Origin of the sequence: Streptomyces sp. NPDC006283 (assembly GCF_040613325.1) — a bacterium.
GTDB lineage: Bacteria > Actinomycetota > Actinomycetes > Streptomycetales > Streptomycetaceae > Streptomyces.
In genome coordinates, this window is record NZ_JBEXRZ010000106.1 from 1 (window position 1) to 23,682 (window position 23,682).

Here is a 23,682-nt window from a genome sequence, read left to right on the forward strand (position 1 = left end):
AGACGCCCGGTCCTCGCGGTCGTGCTCGGCGCGCTGATGGTGCCGCACAACCTGCTGCTGATGCCGATGTTCGTGATGATCAGCGGGATGCTGTTGAAGCGCTCGGGCAACAGCACGTACGCGACTCCGATGCACCGGCTGCTCGTGGAGCCGAAGCCGAAGAACTGGATGTTCGCCGACGGCGCGGAGCTGGTGCTCAGGTAGTCGTCCCGCATCGTCAGCCAGCCCGGCGTTCGGTACAGGGAGGGCTGCTCGTCGACCCCGAGCTCCGCCCCCCGGCGGCGCTGGATCAGCTCCAGCTCCCACAGGTGCTGCTCGGGCACCTGGCCGGCCTGGCTCTCCTTCGCACGCGCCACATGGGCGTCGGCGGCGGCACGGAAAGCGGAGTGCCGGAGGGTGGTGTCCGTCGACGGGTCGTCCATCGCGGCGACGAACGCGAGCATCTCCGGGGTGACGACGCGCATCGCCTCCGTCCGCCCGTGCCGGTACTGCCGCGTCGCGATCGATTCGTACGTCGCACCGAGCCGGCCCTTCGCCCGCTGGTGGGCCAGCTGATAGGCGACCTGGACGAACGCGTCCGGCGACACCCCCAGCGCCTTGGCCGCACTGCTGCCGAAGTCCTCGAAGGACACGGTGCCGGTCGCGGTGTTCCGCCCGTACGCGGCGAATGCGTCGGCGGCGGCGCGCACCTGCGTGCGCAGGGCGTCGTCGAGCGCGAACACGATCGGCTCCAGTGCGGGCTGTCCCTGGGAGCGGGCCCCGGACCGGCGTGAGAACTCCTCGGCTGGGCTGGTGAGCAGGGCGTCGGTGAAGCTGAGGATGGTGGTGCCGTCCAGCTCGCAGTGCTCGACGTTGATGCCGGCGCGCCCGTCGGCGAAGACGACGAACGAAACGGCCTTGTCGAACCACCGGTTGCCGCGGTCGCCGTACAGCAACTGGTCGCAGGCGTCCTGAGTGCTCTCCGGTGCGAAGTCCTCCAGACAGACGCAGAACAGTGCGGTCTCGACGGTGTCGAGCGCGTCGGCGTTACCGGGGTGGCAGGCGACGAGAGAGGCCCGGGCGGCGGCCCATTCGGCGCGGGCCATGGTGGTCAGGTGCCCCACCGAGGTGTCCTCGCCGGCCGGCTCGTCGCCCGCCTTCATCACCGCGCGCAGCCCCGCCTCGAGTTCGTCCAGGGCGTGCGGGACGCCGTCGGGACCGATGACGTCGAGCCGGAACATCCGGCCGCGGAAGAACACCACGATGTGACGGGCGTCGGACGGACCAGGCCAGGCGTCGGTGTACGGGGCGCGGACGGTGTCCTGCTGCGCGCCGGGGATTCTGGTGGTGGAGAACAGGAACTTGTTCTGCACCATCGACTGGGGTGCTCCGCGCTGCACCACTGGCGCGATGAGCCCGTCGTCGAGCTGCCGCTTGTGGTCGAGGGCCCCGGCGATGAGTCCGGCCGCCCGCTCCACCTGGGGGCGGCCCGTGTCCCTGAACAAGAAGAAGAAGTTGGCGTTCAGAGCGATCCGGTCCCGGCGGCCCAGGTAGCGGTAGGGCCAGAAGGTGTCGAGCCAGCTGTGCACACCCTCCGTGGCGTCGTACTCCTCCAGCGCCGCGTGCAGGACCCGGCCGGGGCCACCGGGTCGCAGGAAGGCGGCCACCTCTGCCTCGGTCGCCGCCCGCTCGTCCGGCGTCAGCAGCGGCGCGCACCAGGCGAGGAACTTCTCGCAGCTGGCTTCCAGGGTGGGCAACGGCACCCGCGGCAGGTCGGCCTCCCGGGCGAAGGTCGCGTTCACCGCTGCGTCCTGACTGGTCTTCAATTCTGCTCTCGATTCGGATCGTCGATACCTGGGGTGTCGTGCGGGCGGGAAAGATAGAGCTGTGCGTAGAGCCAGCCTTCCGCTTCGAGGCCCCTCGCATCCACTCCGGCGTCCGACATGCTCCCGAGCACGAGCGCCTGTTCCTGCGGGGAGGCGAAACGGCGCTGTTTGAACACCTCGTCGACGCGGATGGTGCGGTAGCCCAGTCCTCCCAGTGCCTGCTCCACGGGGTCGAAGGGGAACATCCGCAGCACGAAGTGCGCCATCCAGGGCCGTCGGGGGCCCTGCGCCTCGACGATCCGTACGAGTGTCCGCTCGGTGACGTAGCCGAGGCAGCCGGTCGAGATCACCAGGTCCGCCCCCGCGAGCTGGGCGCGCTGTCGCAGCGTGGGCTCGTTGGCCTCCAGGTCGGCGTGCACCGCGTCGTCGAGGAACCCGGCCTCGTGCGCGTAGGACAGTGCGTGGTGGGAGGTGTCGAGGCCGGTGACACGGATGCGCTGGGCGGGCTGATGCGAGCGGGACAGCTTCCGGTCGCGGGCGAGCAGGGCTTCGCGGCTCTTCCCGTCGAGGTCCTCGTCGGCGTAGCGGGCGTAGAGCTCGTCCATGGTCACGTCGTACTTGAGCAGCGCAGCGTTGATTCCGTACGAGCAGCCGATGTCCACGATGTGGGGCACGGTGACGTGCCGAGCTTCCCGATACTCCTTCACGAGTTTCGCGAAGTAGGGTTTCGCCTGCTGTGGAACGCAGTAGTCGAGGGGGCGCAGCAGGCGGAAGTAGGCCCGGGGATCGGGCTGTGTGTAGATGTGGTCGAGCGTGACTTTCCCGGTCGCGTCGAAACGCACAGGGCTTACTCCTCGTCGATCGCAGAGTGGGGGGCGGCGGCTGTGCCGGTCGGTGGGTCGGTCAGTCCAGCAGCGCGTCGCCTCGGACGGCCCGGCCCTCGGCCGCCAGATGCTCGGGCAGTACGCGGCCGAAGAGCTGCCGGGTGCGGGCCACGCTGCCGACGACGCCGGGGCGCTCGCTGTAGGCGAAGATCGCGGAGTGGCGTGCGACGCCGCCCCGGACGGGGCTGACCCGGTGCAGCGAGTAGCGGCCCTTGAACAGCTGCAGGTCACCCGGTTGCAGGGGGAGGCTGCGGACGAGTGTCCCGCCCCGGCCTTCGAGCACGTCCCGGACGTCGTCGAAGCTCTCCTCGTGCGCGGACCGGATCCCCGGGCAGTACTCGAAGTCACCGCCGGTCTCGGCCTGTTGGGTGAGCATGCTGACCGTGTACTCGTTGGTGTCGAAGTGCCAGGGGTGTTCCCTGCCCGGCGCGACGACGTTGAGGACGAGCCCGGAGAGCGGGTCCGCGAGTTCGTAGAGCTCCGGAAGTCCGAAGCACAGTGCGACGAAGCGGTGGAACAGTTCGTCGGAGTAGAGGCGGCTGATGACGGCGTCGTCGGGGATGCGGTCCCGGGCGACGAAGGCGTTGCCGCGCTCGAAGGTCTTCCGGCCCGGGTGGTCGTCCGGCAGTTCCGCGTCCACCGCGATGTTGTAGACGTTGACCGTTTCGGTGTCGAAGTGCGCCCGGGACGCGATGGCCGAGCACTCGCGGCTCAGCGTGTCGCGCAGTGACGGACGGATGAAGTCGGTCAGCACGGTGCAGCCGAGGGCGGACAGTTCACGCCGGGCACGGGACACCACGGCGCGGCCCTCGGCACTGTCGAGTTCCGACAGGGGGTAGCGGGCGGTGTCGACGACCTGGTCCAGTTTTGCGGCTTCCAAAGAGCTCACTCGATCCTCTCCACGTGCGGGCAGACCGTTCCGAGGTGTCCTGCCCCCACCTCGGCTCTTCAGTAACTGAACTAACCAGTAACTGAGTTGAAGCTCCCACAGTGCCGCCGGATTGTCTGTGACACGCCCCACTGGACCCGGGGGTGTCATGGGGCGGAGCGTTGCCGCTGCCCTCGGTGCCCCCCTATGCCCCGTTGCTCCGACGCCGTCGCGCCGGCGGCGGCACCCACCGAGAGGAACGAGCGACCGCCCCGCGCCGCGGAGGAGCCGACGATCCGCGGTTCGCCGAGTTCGAGACGTACGCGAGGTAACAGGCGCTGCTCGTGAGGCACTTCACCCTCTTGGCCGCTTCCCCACGGGTCGCGGCCGGGGCCTCACGTCCCCGCAGCCGCGCACGGGGCGCTCAACACGCTGGGCCTCACGCCGGGCAGCTGAACCAGACACCCGCGCGCTGATCACTTGCCGACTTTTCTGACGCATCGCCAGGTCAGATCGGGAGGGATGCGTCGGGCGCCCCCGGAAGCGCTGTGCCGTCCGATGGCTCAGGACGCCGCCAGGGGCGCGTCAACGGGTGCCGTCGGCCGTGGTCCAAAGGCGTGGCCGGCCCGTGCGCCGGCATGGCAGGCCCCTCTGCCCGGTAAGCGCGGGAAGCCGCCGCCGGCCCGTGACGCACTCCACACAGCCAAGGGCACTTTCAAATAGGAATGCTGCATTCGTATTTGCTAGCGTCCGGGCTGTGCGACTGACAAAGTTCACCGACCTGGCACTGCGATCCGTCATGCGCCTGGCGGTCTGCGCCGATGGCGAGGTACTCACCACCCGCGAGGTGGCCGACGCCATGGACGTGCGGCATACGCATGCGGCGAAGGCGATCACCCGCCTGCAGCACCTCGGCGTGGTCGAGGCGCGGCGCGGCCGCGGCGGAGGGCTCGCCCTGACCGGCCTCGGCCGGCACGCCTCGGTGGGCTGGCTGGTGCGTGAGCTCGAAGGCGAGAGCGAGGTCGTCTCCTGCGACGACCCGCCGTGCCCCCTGCGCGGGGCCTGCCGGCTGCGGCGCGCACTGCGCGACGCCCAGGAGGCGTTCTACGCCTCGCTCGACCCGCTGACCGTCGCCGACCTCGTCACCTCGCCCACCGGGCCGGTGCTGATCGGCCTGACCGGCCCTCCGCCGCAGTAGCCGAGCCCGCACACCTCTGCACCTCAGGCGCGGTTTGCACACACATCAAAATGCGAAGATCATTTACCAGTTAGGAGTCGCCGTGCTCTCCGAGCAGTCCGCCCCCGTCGTCCGGGCCACCCTTCCGGCGGTCGGAGCCGCCATCGAGGACATCACCGAGCTGTTCTACCGGAAGCTGTTCGACGCCCACCCCGAACTGCTGCGGGACCTGTTCAACCGCGGCAACCAGGCGAACGGGGAGCAGCAGAAGGCACTGGCCGGCTCCATCGCGGCGTTCGCGGGCCTGCTGCTGGACAAGCCGGACGCCCGCCCCGACGCATTGCTGGCCCGGATCGCGCACAAGCACGCCTCGCTGGGGATCACCTCCGACCAGTACAAGATCGTCCACAAGCACCTCTTCGCGGCGATAGCCGACGTGCTCGGCGACGCGGTCACCGGCGAGGTCGCCGCAGCATGGGACGAGGTCTACTGGCTCATGGCCAACGCCCTGATCGCCATCGAGGCCCGTCTCTACCAGGAGGCCGGCGCCGCGGAGGGCGAGGTCTGGCAGCGCATGGAGATCACCGAGCGGCGCCAGGAGACACCCGAGGTCGTCTCCTTCCTCCTGCGGCCCGGTGACGGTCGCCCGGCTGCGCCCTTCCGGCCGGGCCAGTACGTCAGCGTCCAGGTGGAACTCCCGGACGGAGCTCGCCAGATTCGTCAGTACAGCCTTTCCGCCGCTCCCGGCAAGCCGCTCTGGCGGATCAGCGTCAAGCGCGTCCGCGACGTGGCGAAGCCGGACGGCGAGGTCTCGTCCTGGCTCCACGAGCACGCACAGCCGGGCGACTCGCTGACCGTGTCGGCGCCGTTCGGCGACCTGACCCTGGCGGAGAGCGACGGCCCACTGCTGCTGGCGTCCGCGGGGATCGGCAACACGCCCATGCTGGCCATGCTCGGGCACCTGGGCTCCACCGGCTCCCACCGCCGCGTCATCGCGGTCCACGCCGACCGCTCCCCCGCCGGCCACGCGCACCGGGAGGAGCACCTCGCCCTGGTGCGCGCGCTGCCGAACGCCCGGCACCACCTGTGGTACGAGGTGCCGGGCGACCAGGCACCGGAGGCGGCGGCAGGCCAGGCCGATGTGGGCGGCCTGGCACTCCCGGCAGACCTGACCGCCTACCTGTGCGGGCCGACGCCGTTCATGCGGGCGGTGCGCGGCGACCTGCTGCGGCGCGGTGTGCCCGCGGAAAGGATCCACTACGAGGTCTTCGGGCCGGACCTCTGGCTGGGCCAGTAGGAGCTGAACGACAAGGTCGGGCGCAGCGCTCGCGGATACGGTACGGCCCCACCGGCGAGCCGTGCCGTGTCCGTGTGACCGGTTCGCACCCTCAAGGGACGACACACGCAGAGAGGGGTACACCGTATGAACGCCACTTCGGCGGCCGTCGCCGCCGCGGTTGTCTTCGTCTGGCTCGGGATGGTGCTGGCCATCTCCTTCCTGGAGGCACCGCTGAAGTTCCGGGCCCCGGAGGTGACGGTACGGATCGGCCTGGGCATCGGCCGCCTTGTCTTCCGCGCGCTCAACCGGGTGGAGACCGTGCTGCTCGTTGTCGTGATCGCGGCGGTCGCCGTCGGCGACCCGCCGGCGCCCGTAGTGGTCTTGACGGCCGTGGCAGCCGCGGTGCTGGTGATCCAGCTCGCCGGTGTCCGGCCCGCCCTCAACCGCCGGTCGGACCAGGTGCTGGCAGGAGAACAGGTACCCCGCTCCCGACTGCACCTGCTCTACGTGGCCTGCGAGGTGGCCAAGGTCCTGACCCTGCTCGGGCTGGGCACGACCGTGCTGATGACCTGAACATCACTGCGCGCCTCCGTATCGGTCCCACCGTCCCCAGAGCGGGCGCGCGGGGTTGCCCACGTAGTGGTACCTCTGGTCGGCGCCGGCCACCCCCGCGCCGTAGTGCCTTGCAGGGACGGCTCCTTCGCCGTAGAGCTGCGTCGCGAGGGGTGATGCCACCCATTGCCAACTGTCCGGCACTTCACAGCTGCTCCTGACGGCAGGCCCATCGACCCGTCTGGCCCTGTCGGACTGTGCACGCGGGGCGATCGGCACAAGGCTGGACGCCGAGCCCATGAGTTCCCCACGTCCCCATCCTGCGGAAGGAGCGTGACCGGTGTGGCCCGGAACCGCCGACTGATCCTGAGCTCACCGCCCGAGGTCTGGCGCCTGTTGTCCGACGGCCACCGCTACGGGGAGTGGGTGACAGGGACCCAGCAGGTCCTCGCGGCCGACCCGCACTGGCCGGAAGTGGGCGCCCGCCTGAAAGTCCGGGTCGGCACCGGGCCCATCACGCTCGACGACACCTGCGTGGTCCGGATCTGCGAACCGCAGCGCCGCCTGGAACTGGAAGCGCGGGCAGCCCCCTTCGGCGCGGCCCGCATCGCCATGACCTTGCTCCCCTGGGGGGAGAACACGCTCTTCACCCTCGACTGGCACCCCCTCCGGGGCCCCGGCACCCGGATGCACGGGCTCCCCGTGGACTACCTCGTCTCGATCCGCAACGGCATGATGCTGACGAAGCTGGCCCGGATCGCGGTGAGCGAGCATGACGCCCGTGCTTGAGGGCATCGCAGCGGAGGGCGTCGTCGAGACCCGCTCCCGCTAGGACGCGCGACGCGGCTTCCGCCGCGCGGTGGCGGTCTTCTTGGCGGCCGTCTTCTGGGCCGCGGTCTCCTTCGCAGCCGTCTTCTTCGCGGGCGTCTTCTTCGCGGGCGTCTTCTTCGCAGCCGTCTTCTTGGCCGTCTTCTTGGGCTTCGGCATCTCGTGCACCGTGGCGTGTTCGCCCTCGCCACGGGACTCGCGGGCCTGCGCCACGGAGGCGTTCAGCGCGGCCATCAGATCGACGACCTGCCCACCCGCTTCCGGCTCCGCCGCGGACGGGGCCGGCTGCTTGCCCTCCGCCTTGGCCGCGATGACCTCCTCGAGCGCCTCGCGGTAGCGGTCGGTGTAGTGGGAGACGTCGTCCTGACCCATTGCGTCCATGAGCGCGAGCGCCCCGTCGACCTCCGAGTCGCCGATCTCCACGGCAGGCGGCGCCAGCAAGGCGGGCGAGCGGATCTCGTCGGGCCAGTGCATCGAATGCAGGACGATCACGTCCTCCTTCACGCGCAGCAGCCCGAGGCGCTCGCGGCCCCGGAGCGCGAACTTGGCCACCGCGACCTTTGCACTCCGACCGAGAGCCTGGCGCAGCAGCTTGTAGGGCTTGGCGGCGACCTGGCCGTCGGCCTGCAGGTAGAAGGAGTCCCCGAGCCGTACCGGGTCGATCGACTCCGCCGGCACGAACGCGACGATGTCGATCGCCTTCGCGGTCGGCAGCGGCATGTCCGCCAGGTCCTCGTCCGTGATGGCGACCAGCTGGTCCTTCGCGACCTCGTAGCCCTTGATGATCTCGTTGTCGGACAGTTGTTTTCCGTCCAGCTCGCAGATCTTGCGGTAGCGGATCCGGCCCATGTCCTCGAGGTGCACCTGCCGGAACGAGATGTCGTGGCTCTCGGTCGCGTTGACGACCTTGATCGGGATCGTGACCAGCCCGAACGAGATGGCGCCGGACCAGATGGGACGGGGCATGACGAGACCTCCGGTACAGCCCCGAGAGGGCAGGCCGGACCCGTTCGGGTGTCACCTGCCATGGCCCTTCATTACACCCCTCACCGTAGAACGCCGAGCGTGCGGCCGCCCGTTTGCGGCCGCCCGGGGTGACACGCGCTGCTCCGTCGTCTGAAAGGCGGCCCGGTGCGGAGTACCGCTCGGGCAGGCCGCGCAGCGCGTCCCCGAGCCCCTCGGCGAGCTGTACGCCGTGCGGCCCGGGTCGGACACACCCGTGATGTCCGACCCGGGCCCATGGGGATCAGGAGCTGCCGGTGGCCAGCTCGGCGCGGACCTCACGGGCAGCCGTGACGAGGTTCTCCAGGGAGGCACGGGTCTCGGGCCAGCCTCGGGTCTTCAGGCCGCAATCGGGGTTGACCCAGAGCCGTTCCGCCGGGATGGCCTCAAGCCCCTTGCGCAGGAGGGCCGCTGCCTCCTCGGCACTCGGGACACGCGGCGAGTGGATGTCGTAGACGCCGGGCCCGGCCTCGCGGGGGTAGCCGTGGGCGGCCAGCTCGCGGGCGACCTGCATGTGGGAGCGAGCGGCTTCCAGGCTGATGACGTCGGCGTCGAGGTCGTCGATGGCCTGAACGATGTCGCCGAATTCCGCGTAGCACATGTGGGTGTGGATCTGGGTGTCCGGGCGTACGCCGCTGGTGGTGAGGCGGAACGACTCGGTGGCCCAGTCCAGATAGTCGGCGTGGTCGGCGGCGCGCAGCGGCAGCGTCTCGCGCAGGGCCGGTTCGTCGACCTGGATGACGGATGTGCCGTTGGCCTCGAGGTCGTTCACCTCGTCGCGCAGGGCGAGCGCGACCTGGCGTGCCGTTTCGCGGAGCGGTTGGTCGTCCCGGACGAAGGACCAGGCGAGCATGGTGACCGGGCCGGTCAGCATGCCCTTGACGGGGCGGTCGGTCAGCGACTGTGCGTAGGTGGTCCAGCGCACCGTCATCGGCTCGGGGCGGGAGATGTCGCCGGCCAGGATCGGCGGGCGGACGTAGCGGGTTCCGTAGGACTGCACCCAGCCGTGCTGGGTGGCGAGGTATCCGGTGAGCTGTTCGGCGAAGTACTGCACCATGTCGTTGCGTTCGGGCTCGCCGTGCACAAGGACGTCGATGCCAACCTTCTCCTGGAAGGTGAGCACCTCTCGGATCTCGTCCTTGATCCGCTCCTCGTACCCTGCGATGTCGATCCCGCCGGTCCGCAGGTCGGCCCGGGCGGTGCGCAGTTCGGAGGTCTGCGGGAACGAGCCGATGGTCGTCGTGGGCAGGAGCGGCAGGCGCAGGTGCGCGCGCTGGGCGACGGTCCGCTCGGCGTAGGGCTGCGAGCGCCGTCCGTCGGCGTCGGTGACGGCCGCGGTGCGGGCCCGCACCGCGGGATCACTGGTCAGCGCGGATCCGGCCCGGGAGGCCAGATCGGCACGGTTCGCGGCGAGTTCCGCGGCAATGGTGTCGGTGCCCTGGGCAAGACCGCGCGCGAGGACCACGATCTCCTGCGTCTTCTGCCGTGCGAAAGCGAGCCAGCGGGCGATCTGCGGGTCGATGTCGCGTTCGGCGGCGGCGTCCAGCGGGACGTGCAGGAGCGAGCAGGACGCGGAGACGTCCACGCGGTCGGCGAGGCCCAGGAGCGTGCCGAGGGTGGCGAGGGACTGCTCGTAGTCGTTGATCCAGATGTTGCGCCCGTTGACGACACCCGCGACCAGCCGCTTTCCGGGCAGCCCGCCGGCCGCGGCGAGGTCGTCGAGGTTGGCGCTGCCCGATTCGGTGAAGTCGAGCGCGAGGCCCTCGACCGGAGCCTTGGCCAGGACGGTCAGCGCGTCGCCGAGCCGCCCGAAGTACGAGGCGATCAGCAGCTTCGGCCGGTCGGTGGCGGCTCCCAGATGGCGGTAGGCGCGGGCTGCGGCATTCAGCTCGGCCGGGCTGCCTGCCGCCCGCAGGTCGGCGAGCACCTCGGCGTACACGGGAAGGAGCCGGTCGAGCAGGGTGAGCGGTTCGAAGTCCGCGGCCACACCCGGAGCGGGCTTCGCCAGCAGGAGGTAGGTGACCGGGCCGACGAGGACCGGACGTGGGGTGTGTCCGTGCGCGAGGGCTTCCTTCAGCTCGGCGACCTGCTTGGTGGAGTCGGCGGTGAAGACGGCGTCCGGGCCGAGTTCGGGGACCAGGTAGTGGTAATTGGTGTCGAACCACTTGGTCATTTCCAGCGGAGCGACGTCCTGGGTGCCGCGTGCCATCGCGAAGTAGCCGTCCAGGGCGTCGGCGTGGACCGACGCGCGGTGCCGTTCGGGGACAGCGCCGACCATGACACTGGTGTCCAGAACGTGGTCGTAGTACGAGAAATCACCGGTCGGCACCTCGTGGACGCCGGCGTCGGCCAAGTGCTGCCAGTTCGAGCGGCGAAGGTCTGCCGCGGTCTCCCGGAGGGCGTCAGCGCTGACGCGTCCCTTCCAGTAACCCTCGACGGCCTTCTTCAGTTCACGGCTTTGGCCCTGACGGGGGTAGCCGTACACGGTTGCCCGTGCCGCCGCGGCTGCGGACTTCGCTGTCACGGAAATCTCCTTCGCGAGATGACTCCTGAGAATCCCGGGACGGGACACGGACGCGAAGGAATGACCCACCGGGCGGACCGGACGCGCGCCGACGGCGCGGTGCTCCACCTGGTATGCACGCCGACCCGCCCACGAGGTCACCGGGATGTCCGCACGCGATCGGTCGCGTGCGGGCAACGGGCAGGTCTTCGGACTCGCGGGCGCATCTGCCAAGGCAGATTCCTACTGGCCGTCGCTTCCCGGATCCGGCCGGATCCAGTGCGTATGACGGCGGTCGTTCCCACTCACCGCTGCGGGGCAGTCCCGGATTCCCACCGGGTTCCCTCTTACGACGCACCTGCCTGGCGGGCAGGGCGAACCAGCTGCACATGCCAGGTTAGAGGGCGGATGCCTTCCCGGGCATCGCTTTTCACATTCCGGAACGTGACGTCACACACGGATGTGTGCGGTCGGCGAACGTGTGAGGGGCGCGGAACAGATCACCAGTCTGTTCCGCGCCCCTCTCCACAGCAGCCGCAGGCCCCTCAGCCCGCGGCGGACCCGGACCCCTCAGCCCCGGTCGTACGTGTGGAACCCGCGACCGCTCTTGCGGCCGAGAAGCCCCGCCTCCACCATGCGGTGCAGCAGCGGCGGCGGTGCGTACAGGGGTTCCTTGAACTCTTCGTAGAGGGATTCCGCGATGGAGGCGACCGTGTCCAGGCCGATCAGGTCGGCCAGCTTGAGCGGCCCCATCGGGTGCGCGCAGCCCAGCTCCATGCCCGTGTCGACGTCAGCGGCGGTGGCGAAGCCGGACTCGGTCATCCGGATCGCCGACAGGAGATAGGGGACGAGCAGCGCGTTGACGACGAAGCCGGCCCGGTCCTGGGAGTGGACGACCGTCCTGCCCAGGGTGTGCGTGGCGAAGTCCCGTACGACCGCGGCTGTCTCCGGGGTCGTGTGCAGCGAGGAGACGATTTCGACCAGCGGCAGCACGGGGACGGGGTTGAAGAAGTGCAGTCCGATGACACGGTCGGCACGACGGGTGGCCATGCCCAGGCGCATCACCGGGATGGAGGAGGTGTTGCTGGCGAGGATCGCCTCAGGGTCCTCGACGACCTTGTCCAGGCGGGCGAAGATCTCCGTTTTCGCCTCGGTGTCCTCGACGACGGCTTCGATGACGAGCCGGCGGTCTGCCAGATCGTGGAGGCTGCCGGTGAAGACCATCCGCGCCAGGGCGTCCTCTGCGGCGACTTCGTCCAACTTCCCGCGCTTTACAGCTCGTTCGAGCGAGACGGCCACCCGGTCCCGCGCGGCGCGGGCGGCGACGGAGTCGGCCTCGCAGACCACGGTGTCCAGACCGGCGCGGGCGCACACCTCGGCGATGCCCGCGCCCATCTGGCCGCCGCCGACGACCCCTACCCGGTGGATGGCTGTGGTCATGACTGTCCCTCCGGGCGGCGCACGAGGTGGCGGGTGTAGGCATCCGTGGTGAAGAAGTCCGGCAGGTCCCTTGCCAGTGCGGTCCGTTCGAAGATCGCGCGCACTTCGTCGACTGCGGCCCACGGGTATTCCGCGCCGAGGGACGCGAGCTCGTCCTCGAGCAGTTCCAGGACCGTCGCGCGTTCGACGACCCGGTGCCGCAGCCACTGCCAGATCTGGGCTCGGGCGATCTCGGCCGTGGCGGCGTCCTCCATGAGTCCGTCCAGGGCGACGGCTCCTTGCCCGCGCAGCCATGCGGCGAAGTAGCGCAGGGAGACCGCGATGTTGGTCCGCAGGCCCTCCGGTGTCGGCGGTGCACTGACGCGACGAACGCTCAGGAGCTGCGCCGCCGTCACCTCGACGTCCTCGCGGGTGCGTTCGATCTGATGCGGGCGGGTGTGGAGCACCCCGTCGAAGACCTCGCGGCAGACGGGGACGAGCGCGGGGTGGGCGACCCAGGAGCCGTCGAAGCCGTCTTCGGCCTCGCGTTCCTTGTCCAGCCGCACCTTGGCCAGGGCGGCCTGGTGGGCGGCCGGGTCCTTGCCGGGGACCTGAGCGGCCATGCCGCCGATCGCGTGGGCGCCGCGCTTGTGGCAGGTGCGCACCAGAAGGTCGGTGTAGGCGCGCATGAAGGGGGCGGTCATGGTGACCTTCGCCCGGTCGGGCAGCAGGAAGTCGGTGCGATGCCCGAAGGTCTTGATGAGGCTGAAGAGGTAGTCCCAGCGGCCGGCGTTGAGCCCTGCGCTGTGCTCGCGCAGCTCGTACAGGATCTCCTCCATCGCGACGGCCGCCGTGATGGTTTCGATCAGGACGGTGGCCCGAATCGTGCCGCGGGGTATGCCGAGGAGGTCCTGGGCGAGGACGAAGACGTCGTTCCACAGACGCGCTTCGTCGCGGCTCTCCAGCTTCGGCAGGTAGAAGTACGGCCCGGACCCGGCGTCGATCTGCCGCTGGGCGCAGTGGAAGAAGTAGAGCCCGAAGTCCACCAGGGAAGCGGGCGCGGGACGGCCGCCGATCTCCAGGTGTTCTTCTGTCAGGTGCCAGCCGCGCGGGCGGACGACGATGGTCGCGAGTTGCTCGCCGAGCCGGTAGTGCTTGCCCTCCGGTGTGGTGAAGTCGATTCTGCGCTCGATGGCGTCCAGCAGGTTCAGCTGGCCGCCGATAATGTTGTCCCAGGTGGGCGCGGTGGCATCCTCGAAGTCCGCCATCCACACCTGCGCACCCGAGTTGAGGGCGTTGACCGTCATCGCGCGGTCCGGTGGTCCGGTGATCTCGACGCGGCGGTCGGTCAGGCCGGGTGCCGGCGGTACGACCTGCCAGGAGTCGTCCGCGCGGATCCGGGCGGTGGCGATGGAGAAGTCGAGTGGCGAGCCGGAAGCCAGCCGGGCCGCCACCCGACCGCGCTCCTTGAGGATGTTCAGGCGGCGGTCCGCGAAGGCGTCGACGAGTCGGCCGACGAACTCCACGGCCTCAGGGGTGAGGATCTCGTCGTGCCGGTGACCCTCCGGTGTGCCGTGTGCCCGAGCGCGGCTGGTCGGAGCGGAGATGGACATGCGGGTCTCCTCAGCGGGAGCGGTCGGGGACCGGACGGAGACGGCCGTCCGGCCCCTGATCTGGACGCGGGGTTGGCTGAACGCGATGGATTGCACGAGGGGCGGCCTTGCGGCCGGCCGCCCGACGGTGTGTCAGTGGAACTGCTCTTCCTCGGTGGATCCGGCGAGGGCGGTCGTCGAGGAGGCCGGGTTGACCGCGGTGGAGACGAGGTCGAAGTAGCCGGTGCCGACCTCGCGCTGGTGCTTGACCGCGGTGAAGCCCTGCGCCTGCGCTGCGAACTCCTTCTCCTGCAGGTCCACGTAGGCGGTCATGCCGTGCTCGGCGTAGCCGCGTGCCAGGTCGAACATGCCGTGGTTGAGCGAGTGGAAGCCGGCCAGGGTGATGAACTGGAAGCGGTATCCCATGGCGCCCAGTTCGCGCTGGAACTTGGCGATCTGGTCGTCGTCCAAGGCGGCCTTCCAGTTGAAGGACGGTGAGCAGTTGTAGGCCAGCATCTGGTCCGGGTGCTGCGCGTGGATCGCCTCGGCGAACTCCCGGGCCTGTGCCAGGTCCGGGGTGCCGGTCTCCACCCAGATCAGGTCGGCGTACGGTGCGTAGGCCAGTCCGCGGGCGATGACCGGTGCCATGCCGTTCTGGACGCGGTAGAAGCCCTCTGCGGTGCGCTCGCCGGTGACGAACCGTGCGTCGCGCTCGTCGACGTCGCTGGTGAGCAGGTTCGCTGCCAGTGCGTCGGTGCGGGCGACGATGACGGTCGGGACGTCGGCGATGTCGGCGGCGAGGCGGGCCGCGTTGAGGGTGCGGATGTGCTGGGAGGTCGGGACGAGGACCTTGCCGCCGAGGTGGCCGCACTTCTTCTCGGAGGCGAGCTGGTCTTCGTAGTGGATGCCGGCGGCTCCGGCGGCGATCATGGCCTTGGTCAGCTCGAAGGCGTTGAGCGGGCCGCCGAAGCCGGCCTCGGCGTCGGCGACGATCGGCGCCAGCCAGTCGATGGCGTCCGTGTCGCCCTCGGCGGTCGCGATCTGGTCGGCGCGCAGCAGCGCGTTGTTGATCCTGCGGACCACCTGGGGGACGGAGTTGACGGGGTACAGGCTCTGGTCGGGGTAGGTGTGGCCCGCCTGGTTCGCGTCGGCGGCGACCTGCCATCCGGACAGGTAGATCGCCTGCAGCCCGGCCCTCACCTGCTGCACGGCCTGTCCACCGGTCAGTGCGCCGAGCGCGTGGATGTACTCCCGCTCGTGCAACTGGCGCCACAGCCGCTCGGCGCCGCGCCGGGCGAGGGTGGCCTCTTCGCGGACGCTGCCCGAGAGCCTGACCACGTCCTCGGCGGTGTAGGTGCGCTCGATCCCCTGCCACCGGGGGTCGGTCGCCCACCGCTGCGCCAGCTCCTGCGCCGTTGTTGTCGTCGTCCCTGCCTGTGCCATGCCGTCTCCCGGAGTCTCGTAAACGATGCGAATATCTGGCACTGAGTGCCGAACTGGTCGGAGAATGCGGCCGACCGATTCCACTGGGTAGGCAATGCGAGCAATGTTGCCGAGTCGGCCGGAGGGGTCGGGGTCTCCGACGTCAGGGCGTTGAGCCGTGCCCCGGTCCCGCTCCGCCCGACGGATTCCGGCGTGGCCGCAGTTCGACTGTGGCATCGGCACGCAGTGCCAGCAAGCGGGGAACATTGCCAACTTCTGCGAATCTTTCTTCCCCATTTTGCCAATTCTGTTAATGCCGCGAGAAGGGGTCGGCATGGCTACCATCGCGGGCAGTGCCGACGATCGTGACCGGACAGGAGCCACGGGTGAGCAAGACGTACGCGGGAGCGCGGCTGCGACGGCTGCGGGAGGAGCGGCGCATGAGCCAGGCCGACCTGGCCCGCGCCCTGGGCATCTCGCCGAGCTATCTGAACCAGATGGAGCACGACTCCCGACCGCTCACTGTGCCCGTGCTGCTGCGTCTCACGGAGGCGTTCGGCGTCGACCCGGGCTTCTTCTCCGAGCGCGACACCAGCCGCCTCGTGGCCGATCTGCGAGACGCTCTCACCGGCGAGGTCTCCGCGGGCCGGGTGTCCGCCTCCGACCTGTCGGACCTGGCCTCCCGGATGCCCGCCGTGGCGACGGTCCTGGTGGACCTCGGCCGGAGGAACCAGCACCTCGCTGAACAGCTCTCCGATACCGCCGAGGGGCGGGGGCCGCAGACGGGGGCACTCCCCCGTCCCGCGCACGAGGAGATCCGCGAGTTCTTCTACCGGCGCCAGAACTACCTGAACGACATCGACCTCGCCGCCGAACGCTTCGCCACCGAGATCGGCATACGCCCCGGTGAGGTCGTTCGCGCCCTCTCCGCGCGCCTTTCCGAGCGCCACGGAGTGCGGCTGGCCGCGGACTCCGGCCGGCTCCTGCACCACTTCGATCCGACAGCCCGGATCCTGCACCTTTCCAGCCGCCTGCGCCCCGGCCAGCAGGCGTTCCGTATGGCCACCCAGCTCGCACTCATCGAATACGCGGACGGCGTCTCCGCCCTGGCCTCGGAAGACTTCGAGCCGGACTCCGCGGCCTGGCGACTGGCCCGGATCGGCATCGCCAACTACTTCGCCGCGGCGCTGATCCTGCCCTACCGCCGTTTCCATGCGGCAGCGGAGGAGTTCCGCTACGACATCGAGCGGCTGACCGACCACTTCGGACTCGGCTACGAGACGATCTGTCACCGCCTCAGCACGCTGCAGCGGCCCCGGCTGCGGGGCGTGCCCTTCTCCTTCGTCCGGGTCGACCGGGCGGGCAACATGTCCAAACGGCAGTCCGCCACCGCGTTCCACTTCTCCCGCGCGGGCGGCACCTGCCCGCTGTGGAACGTGTACGAGGCGTTCGCCGCGCCAGGCCGCATCCACGTCCAGGTCGCCGCCATGCCGGACGGGCAGCGTTACCTGTGGACCGCCCGCGCGGTCACTCGGCACCGCGGCGGCTGGGGCGAGCCCGGCAAGACCTTCGCTATCGGCCTCGGCTGCGAGGTCCGGCACGCTGCGCGCGTCGTCTACTCCGACGGCCTCGACCTCGACAGCGCTTCCTCCGCCGTGCCCATCGGCATGGGCTGCCGCCTCTGCGAACGCACCGACTGCCCCCAGCGGGCCGTACCGCCCCTGGACCGCCGGCTGGCGATCGACGAGAACAGCAGCACCTTCGTCCCCTACCCCGTGGCCGGGGGACGGGCAGACATCGACTGACAGGGATCGCCACTCCGGGTCCCGCCACAGTCGTGAGCCGGCGGGCTGAAACCGGGCCGTCCCCAGGCCGGGCCGAGGCCGGGCCGCCACCGCCGGACGTCCCCGCAGAACCGCCCGCACGCGTGCGATTCCCGGCCGGGCGAGATCGGTTCTACCCTCGGCTACAGGTGTCCCCGGAGGCGTTCACCACGTTGGGACAGTGCGTGCCGGTCGCGGCGCGTCACATGCCCGGCCGGGCCGAGCGGCGCGCCGGCGCCCCCTGGCCGACCGGACCGTACCTTCAGGAGAGACGGATGGACTACTACGACCTCGGCACCCACACCCGCCCCGTGACGACGTCCTCCCCGTCCGCCCAGATGTGGTTCGACCGCGGTCTGCTCTGGTCGTACGGCTTCCACCACGAGGAGGCCGTCTCCTGCTTCGAAGCCGCCGCCGCGGCGGATCCGGACTGCGCGATGGCCTACTGGGGCATCGCCTACGCCCTCGGCCCGAACTACAACAAGCCCTGGGAGTTCTTCGACGGCGAGGACCTGGCCCGAACCGTCGAACGCACCCACGCGGCCGTCGAACGCGCCCACGAGAAGGCGGCCGGCGCCACTCCCGTCGAGCAGGCCCTGATCCAGGCGTTGCGGTACCGGTATCCGCAGGCGGAGGCGGTCGAGGACTGCTCGGTGTGGAACGAGCCCTACGCCGACAGCATGCGCGCCGTGTACGAACTAGCTCCCGACGACCTCGATGTCGCCACACTCCATGCCGACGCACAGATGAACCTCACGCCCTGGCAGCTGTGGGACCTGCGGACCGGGCTGCCGGCGGAGGGCTCCCGCACGCTGGAGGCCAAGGCGGTCCTCGAGCGGGCGATCGGCACCGGGGCCGGAAAGACGCACCCCGGCCTGCTGCACATGTACATCCACCTCATGGAGATGTCCCCGACCCCCGAGGCCGCGCTGCCCGTCGCGGACCGGCTCCGCGGCCTCGTGCCCGACGCCGGGCACCTGCAGCACATGCCCACACACCTGGAGGTGCTCTGCGGCGACTACCGGCGGGTCGTGTCGGACAACACCACCGCGATCGCCGCCGACGAGAAGTACTACGCGCGGGCCGGCGCGATGAACTTCTACACCCTGTACCGATCGCACAACTACCACTTCAAGATCTACGGCGCGATGTTCCTCGGCCAGTCGGCGACCGCCCTGGAGACCGCCGCACAGCTCGAAGCCTCCATCCCCGAGGAACTGCTGAGGGTGCAGAGTCCGCCCATGGCCGACTGGCTGGAGGGTTTCCTCGCCATGCGGGTGCACGTGCTCATCCGCTTCGGCCGCTGGTCCGACATCCTGGAACTGCCGCTGCCTGCGGACCCGGAGCTGTACTGCGCGACGACGGCGATGCTCCATTACGCCCGCGGCGTCGCCTTCTCGGCGACCGGCCGGATTGCCGAGGCGGAGACGGAACGCGAACTCTTCCGTCAGGCCGTCTCGCGCGTACCCGAGTCACGCATGCTGTTCAACAACACCTGCGCCGACATCCTCGCGATCGCGTCCGAGATGCTCGACGGCGAACTGGAGTACCGCAAGGGGAACCACGGCGCCGCCTTCGCCGCGCTCGAGCGGTCGATCACACTCGACGACAGCCTTCCCTACGACGAGCCGTGGGGATGGATGCAGCCCACCCGGCACGCATACGGCGCCCTGCTTCTCGAACAGGGACGCGTGGAAGAGGCGGAGGCCGTCTACCGGGCCGACCTGGGCCTCGACGACACGCTGCCGCGTCCTTCACAACACCCTGGCAACGTATGGGCGCTGCACGGATTCCACGAGTGTCTCCTGCGCCTGGGCAAGACGGCGGAAGCCCGGATCGTGGCCCAGCAACTGAAGCTCGCGTCCGCAATGGCGGACGTCACCGTCAAGGCGTCCTGCTTCTGCCGTCTCGAAGCCGTCGCGGGCGCGGCGGAAGGCGGCTGCTGCTGACGACCGGTGAACCGCGGCCGCAGACGTGCCCCACGGTCCATCCGGGGCCCGTCAAACCTCCCTGCCAGCAAGGGCCTTGGCGGTCTCGCATCGCCGGCATGGCACTAGAGTGAGACGGTGACCTCTCTGCCGGAAAACCCGCCGTCACCGCTCAGCGAAGACGTCCGCGACACGGCAGTGCAGCGCCTGCAGGAGGCGTACGCCGAAGGGCACATCTCGCACGAGGAGATGGACGCAGGCCTCCACCAGGCGCTCACTGCCACGACGCACGGCGAACTCACGTCCGCTCTGGCCTCGCTCCCGCCGGAGAAGGCGGGCACCACGTCCACGATCGGCGCCCACAGCGGACGGATCGTGCGGCACGGCGCATGGCGGGTTCCGCGGTTCCTCAAGGTCCAGTCGGCATGGGGAAAGGTGCATCTGGACCTGTCCCGGGCGGTCTTCGAGCATCCGGTGGTCGACATCGAGTTGGCACTCGGCACCGGCAGGGCCAGGATCACGGTCCCTCGCGACGCCATCGTCGATGTCGAGGATCTGACGCCGGGTGGAAGGAGCCGCTCTACAAGGCCAGTCGGCGTTCCCGCCCCGGCGGGCCGAGGATCCGGATCTCCGGGACCATGGGATTCGGACGACTGAAGATCCGCCACGCGCGGCGTTCACGGTGACGTCAGCGCGCACGTAGCTCCTGACGTGTCGATGCGGACTGGCGTGTCGGCTGTTGTCACCCGGCCTGTAGGGGCCATTCCCATGCGAATCCCTGGGGCCGGCCCCGTTCGGCACCGGCTGCGGTGCCGCCCTGCCTTGGAGCAGCATCAGCCGCACGGCCTACGCCTGAATCGCCGTATCCCCGCTGACCGCTTTGGATGTTGCCGAAGGTGCATTCTTTCGCCTGCCTTTCCCCGAAAGGTCCACTCGAATGATCCGCCGTTGGTTCACAGCCGCCCTGGGTGCGCTCCTGCTGCTCGCACCCGGTTCCCTGACCGCCGCCTCGGCCGCCGAGCCGTCGTCCGCCCATTTGCGGGTCCTCACCCGCAACCTCTACCTGGGGGCCGACCTCGGCCCCGTCCTCGCCGCCGGAAACCCACAGGCGCTCGTCGCCGCGGTGACCGCGGTGTACGCGAATGTCCAGGCAACGAACTTTCCCGAGCGCGCCGAGGCGCTGGCCGACGAGATCGCCGACAGCGACCCACATCTCGTGGGCCTGCAGGAAGCTGTGCTGTGGCGCAGCCAGACCCCCGCCGGACCGGGCAGCGCCACCCACGTCGAGTACGACTTCCTGCAGATCCTTCTCGACGAGCTCTCCTCCAGGGGCAAGCACTATGCGGCCGTGGCCACCGTCGTCGTCGGCAGCGACTTCGAGGCTCCGCGTTCCACGCCCAGCGGCCTGCAGGACATCCGCCTCACCGACCGCGACGTGCTCCTGGCCCGCACCGACCTGCCCGCGCGTAGCTTCTCCGTGGCCAACGCGCAGGCAGATCAGTTCGAGAATTTCCTGCCCATCTGCCGCCCGGCGCTCGGCTGCCCGCCCAATCCGCCGATCCAGGTCCGGCGCGGCTGGGTCGCTGCCGACGCCACCGTGCGCGGCCACACCGCAAGGGTGGTCAGCACCCATCTGGAGCCCGCGTCTCCCGCCGTCCAGGAAGCACAGGCCGACGAGTTGCTCGCCGGCCCGCTGAACACCGCACTCCCGACCGTCCTGCTCGGCGATCTCAATTCGGCCGCCGGCGGCGTCGGCGCCCAACCGGGGACCGACACCCAGACCTACAACCGCCTCCTGGCCGCCGGATTCACCGACGCCTGGACCGCCACCCGCGGCCGCAAACCCGGCGTCACCGACGCCGGGACCGCCGGCGGCGGCCGCGACCCCGGGTTCACCTGCTGCCAGGCCGCCGACCTGCGCAATCCCACCTCCACCCTCTCCCAGCGCATCGACTACGTGCTCTACCGCGGCAAAGTCACGGCACTGGCGAGCAAGCTGGTGGGCGACAGGCAGGCCGACCGCACCCCGTCAGGTCTGTGGCCCTCCGACCACGCCGGCGTCAAGAGCGTGCTCCGGCTGCGTTGAGCGACACCCGCCCAGGAGCGGGCCTTCGGCCGGGGGCACCCCCCACGCCTGCCGCAGGGGCAATCCCTCCGCCATGGGCCCGCCGCTCGGAAACCAGGCGCTTGCGCCGGCCCTCCACCACCCGGCCCCGAGTCCCTCTGGGCCGGGTGGTGGAGTTCTGCCCAGCGGCTACCGCAATGGCCCTGTCGGGTGCATGCTGTGCCCACCTCGCCTGCGGCTTGCCGCACGACCGGGCGGGACGCGCCCCCTCCCGGCTCCCCACGGGAGGCAGGCGCATGCCGTGAGACGGCGGCGCGGATACGGTGTCCCCCCTGGCGGGCGCGTGCCGGCGCCGTCGCGCACCTGCGCCCATCCCGGGCCGTGAGCGGGATGACGCAATGCGCAGTGCGTGGTGCGCAGTCCGCTGCTCCGGGACGCCGACCGGCGATGCCGCGATGCGCGGACGGACAGTGTCCCGAGAATGGGAGAAGGGGCACACGTCCGCCGTCGTCATGAGTCGGGGCGGCGTCGCCGGTCTCGCCGGTCTCCGGCGGAGAGGAGTGCGCTGATGCCGGCAGGACGGGCAGTGCCGGACCGCGCGGAGACCCTGCAGCATGCGGTGCGCGTGACGCTCGCCGCGTCGGCCGGTTTCTATCCGCTGGTGTACGTGTTCCACCAGCGCGAGATGGCCCTGTACGCGCTGTTCGCGCCGGTGGCGCTCGGCGTTCTGTCCCGCGTGACGGGCTCGGGGCGGCAGCGGGCCGCCGTCTTCCTGCGAGCGCTGCCCATGGGGATCGTCCTGGCCGCCCTCGGGACAGCTCTGGCCGTGAGCACCGCCGCCGCCGTGATCGGCATGCTGGTCGTGGGTTTTGTCCTCGCGTTCGCGGGGGTCGGCGGGACGCGGCCGGCAGGGGTGGCGCCGGGGCTGCAACTGTTCTACATCCTGGCGTGCTTCCCGCCGTACGTCCCGGAAACGCTCTGGCAACGGATCGTCGGTCTGACCATCGGCACGTTGCTGCTCGCGCTGTGCGAACTCTTCCTGATGCCGTCCCCAGCCGCCGCGTCGTACCGGTCACGTCTCGCCGACGCACTGTCCGCCGCGTCGTCCGCCGCCGCGGAGGCGGCCGGCGGGCGGCTCGATCCCGCAGAGGCAGACCGCCTGCGCACCTTGGGCGTCGCGCTGCGCCCGTCGCGGCTGCCCCCCGTGGAACGTCCGTCCGGCGCCGGCCGCTCCCATCGCGCCTTCTCGCAGGCGGGGTCAGCCACGAGGCGGCTGCTCAACCAGCTGGCCGACCTGGTGGAGAACCCGCCGGGCCGGCCCGGCGCGGGCATCGACCCGGCATCCGCCGGCTTGCTGCGGCTGGTCACGGAGGTCTGCGCAGGGACGGCGGCGTCGTTGCGCTCACGCAACGGGGCCCGTACCGGCAGGTCACTCGAGGAGGCGATCCTCGCCTTCCAGGCCGACCGGGTGCGAGCAGCGGCCACGCCGCCGGGGGTGCCGACATCGGTGCTGCGGGCCCAGTCGGGGGTACTGGCCATTGCCGGTTCGGCACGCATCGCACAGGTGGCCGCGGCGGTCGGCGCCGACGGGAGACGCACGCCGCCGATCCCACCGCGTGAGCTGTTCTGGTACGCCGACACCTCCACGTTCCGGCTGTGGGCGCGCCGGCTGGCGGGGAACGCGACCCTGCGGTCCGTCGCCTTCCAGAACGCCATCCGCATCGCGGCCGGCCTCGGCGCCGCGCGCCTGGTCGCGGGCTCGCTCGATCTGGCGCACGGCTTCTGGGTCCTGCTCGCCGTGCTGACTCTGGGCCGTACGACAGCGGGCGCCACATGGACCGCGGTCCGCGGGGCCCTCATCGGCACGCTGCTCGGTGCGCTCGCCGCAGGGGCACTGCTCTACGCCGTCGGCCACGATCCCCGCACGTACGCGGTGGTGCTCGCGCCCGCGATGCTGGCCGCGTTCTCGCTCGGGCCGCTGTGCGGGGTCGCCTGGGCGCAGGGGCTGTTCACCCTCGTGGTGTCCTCCGCGTTCGCCCAACTCGCTCCCGCTTCGTGGCAGATCGCGGAGGTGCGGATGCTGGACGTGCTGACCGGCAGCGCGATCGGCCTGCTGTGCGGTCTGCTCGCCTGGCCGGCCGGCGCACGGCACGAGGTGCGCCGCAGCATGGCCGCGCTGCTGCGGGACACCGCGCCCCTGGTCCCGGCCACGGTCTCCGCGGTGCTCGCCGACCGGCCGGCGCAGGTCCCCGCCGAGGCGACCGGTCTGGCCCTCCACCGGTGGTACCTGGCCGAGGCCGCGTTCGCGCAGCACCGCAGCGAGCCCGTCGACACCGGCGGCGCCTCCGGGGACTGGCACGCCGTGCTCCTCACCGCGCACCACGTCCTGATCGGCGCGCACTGGCTGCCGCGCTTCGACCGGTCGGCGCTCGGGGCCGACGACATACTCGGCCGTAAGGCGTACAAGAGCGTGATGGATGTTCCGGGCGAGCCCGATGTGGCGGTCTTCGCAATCCCCGCCAAGTTCGTCGCGTC

The 23,682-nt window shown here is 70.5% G+C and carries 16 protein-coding genes, 1 pseudogene and 1 riboswitch; of the genes and pseudogenes, 9 read left to right on the forward strand and 8 right to left on the reverse strand.

Annotated elements, in window-relative coordinates:
• The 3 genes from ABZ070_RS21660 to ABZ070_RS21670 all read right to left on the reverse strand — a co-directional run.
• Positions 1 to 1,781, reverse strand: a 1,781-nt coding sequence (locus tag ABZ070_RS21660) for a choline/carnitine O-acyltransferase (protein WP_356636238.1), incomplete at its 3' end; no start/stop codon positions are given.
• A 20-nt stretch (positions 1,782 to 1,801) separates the two neighbouring features.
• Positions 1,802 to 2,647, reverse strand: coding sequence for a class I SAM-dependent methyltransferase (locus ABZ070_RS21665; RefSeq protein WP_356636239.1), 846 nt, complete (start codon positions 2,645 to 2,647; stop codon positions 1,802 to 1,804).
• 61 nt (positions 2,648 to 2,708) lie between these two features.
• Positions 2,709 to 3,578 (reverse strand): arpA protein, encoded by an 870-nt coding sequence (locus tag ABZ070_RS21670; RefSeq protein ID WP_356636241.1) that lies wholly within the window; start codon positions 3,576 to 3,578, stop codon positions 2,709 to 2,711.
• Positions 3,579 to 4,314: 736 nt separating this feature from the next.
• Here ABZ070_RS21670 and nsrR point away from each other — a divergent pair.
• From nsrR to ABZ070_RS21690, 4 genes are all read left to right on the forward strand, one after another.
• Positions 4,315 to 4,755 (forward strand): nitric oxide-sensing transcriptional repressor NsrR, encoded by a 441-nt coding sequence (gene nsrR / locus ABZ070_RS21675; protein ID WP_356636243.1) that lies wholly within the window; start codon positions 4,315 to 4,317, stop codon positions 4,753 to 4,755.
• Between the two features lie 82 nt (positions 4,756 to 4,837).
• Positions 4,838 to 6,031 (forward strand): globin domain-containing protein, encoded by a 1,194-nt coding sequence (locus ABZ070_RS21680; protein ID WP_356636245.1) that lies wholly within the window; start codon positions 4,838 to 4,840, stop codon positions 6,029 to 6,031.
• Between the two features lie 126 nt (positions 6,032 to 6,157).
• On the forward strand, positions 6,158 to 6,586 hold the full coding sequence (locus ABZ070_RS21685) for a hypothetical protein (RefSeq protein ID WP_356636247.1): 429 nt from the start codon (positions 6,158 to 6,160) through the stop codon (positions 6,584 to 6,586).
• A gap of 321 nt (positions 6,587 to 6,907) precedes the next feature.
• Entirely contained in the window at positions 6,908 to 7,354 is a 447-nt protein-coding gene (locus ABZ070_RS21690; protein ID WP_356636249.1) for an SRPBCC family protein, read from the forward strand.
• 39 nt (positions 7,355 to 7,393) lie between these two features.
• Here the strand turns inward: ABZ070_RS21690 and ABZ070_RS21695 are convergent, their stop codons facing one another.
• From ABZ070_RS21695 to aceA, 5 genes are all read right to left on the reverse strand, one after another.
• Entirely contained in the window at positions 7,394 to 8,359 is a 966-nt protein-coding gene (locus ABZ070_RS21695; RefSeq protein WP_356636251.1) for a Ku protein, read from the reverse strand.
• Positions 8,360 to 8,639: 280 nt separating this feature from the next.
• Positions 8,640 to 10,919 (reverse strand): 5-methyltetrahydropteroyltriglutamate--homocysteine S-methyltransferase, encoded by a 2,280-nt coding sequence (gene metE / locus ABZ070_RS21700; protein WP_356636253.1) that lies wholly within the window; start codon positions 10,917 to 10,919, stop codon positions 8,640 to 8,642.
• Positions 10,920 to 11,080: 161 nt separating this feature from the next.
• Positions 11,081 to 11,297, reverse strand: a riboswitch (cobalamin riboswitch).
• A gap of 171 nt (positions 11,298 to 11,468) precedes the next feature.
• Positions 11,469 to 12,338, reverse strand: a complete 870-nt coding sequence (locus ABZ070_RS21705; protein ID WP_356636255.1) for a 3-hydroxybutyryl-CoA dehydrogenase — start codon at positions 12,336 to 12,338, stop codon at positions 11,469 to 11,471.
• The gene (aceB, locus tag ABZ070_RS21710; RefSeq protein ID WP_356636257.1) at positions 12,335 to 13,930 is read right to left on the reverse strand and encodes a malate synthase A; all 1,596 of its coding nucleotides are present in this window, start codon (positions 13,928 to 13,930) and stop codon (positions 12,335 to 12,337) included. Before aceB ends, ABZ070_RS21705 begins: the two co-directional genes overlap by 4 nt.
• 132 nt (positions 13,931 to 14,062) lie before the next feature.
• Positions 14,063 to 15,352 (reverse strand): isocitrate lyase, encoded by a 1,290-nt coding sequence (gene aceA, locus ABZ070_RS21715; protein WP_356636259.1) that lies wholly within the window; start codon positions 15,350 to 15,352, stop codon positions 14,063 to 14,065.
• 365 nt (positions 15,353 to 15,717) lie between these two features.
• Between aceA and ABZ070_RS21720 the strand changes: the two genes are divergently transcribed.
• The 5 genes and pseudogenes from ABZ070_RS21720 to ABZ070_RS21740 all read left to right on the forward strand — a co-directional run.
• Complete coding sequence (locus tag ABZ070_RS21720) at positions 15,718 to 17,136, forward strand: short-chain fatty acyl-CoA regulator family protein (protein WP_356636261.1); 1,419 nt, start codon at positions 15,718 to 15,720, stop codon at positions 17,134 to 17,136.
• Between the two features lie 293 nt (positions 17,137 to 17,429).
• Complete coding sequence (locus ABZ070_RS21725) at positions 17,430 to 19,103, forward strand: hypothetical protein (protein WP_356636263.1); 1,674 nt, start codon at positions 17,430 to 17,432, stop codon at positions 19,101 to 19,103.
• A 117-nt stretch (positions 19,104 to 19,220) separates the two neighbouring features.
• A pseudogene (locus ABZ070_RS21730) lies at positions 19,221 to 19,768 on the forward strand (DUF1707 domain-containing protein).
• A 251-nt stretch (positions 19,769 to 20,019) separates the two neighbouring features.
• Positions 20,020 to 21,168, forward strand: a complete 1,149-nt coding sequence (locus ABZ070_RS21735) for an endonuclease/exonuclease/phosphatase family protein (RefSeq protein ID WP_356636265.1) — start codon at positions 20,020 to 20,022, stop codon at positions 21,166 to 21,168.
• Between the two features lie 547 nt (positions 21,169 to 21,715).
• The coding region (locus tag ABZ070_RS21740; RefSeq protein ID WP_356636267.1) for an FUSC family protein at positions 21,716 to 23,682 on the forward strand (1,967 nt) is incomplete at its 3' end.

What these genes read in the sequence shown, in the direction of transcription:
- ABZ070_RS21685 (WP_356636247.1), top strand. Translation starts at nt 6,158, where the DNA reads ATGAACGCCACTTCGGCGGCCGTCGCCGCCGCGGTTGTCTTCGTCTGG.
- ABZ070_RS21695 (WP_356636251.1), bottom strand. Translation starts at nt 8,359, where the DNA reads ATGCCCCGTCCCATCTGGTCCGGCGCCATCTCGTTCGGGCTGGTCACG.
- ABZ070_RS21705 (WP_356636255.1), bottom strand. Translation starts at nt 12,338, where the DNA reads ATGACCACAGCCATCCACCGGGTAGGGGTCGTCGGCGGCGGCCAGATG.
- aceB (WP_356636257.1), bottom strand. Translation starts at nt 13,930, where the DNA reads ATGTCCATCTCCGCTCCGACCAGCCGCGCTCGGGCACACGGCACACCG.
- aceA (WP_356636259.1), bottom strand. Translation starts at nt 15,352, where the DNA reads ATGGCACAGGCAGGGACGACGACAACAACGGCGCAGGAGCTGGCGCAG.
- ABZ070_RS21725 (WP_356636263.1), top strand. Translation starts at nt 17,430, where the DNA reads ATGGACTACTACGACCTCGGCACCCACACCCGCCCCGTGACGACGTCC.
- ABZ070_RS21735 (WP_356636265.1), top strand. Translation starts at nt 20,020, where the DNA reads ATGATCCGCCGTTGGTTCACAGCCGCCCTGGGTGCGCTCCTGCTGCTC.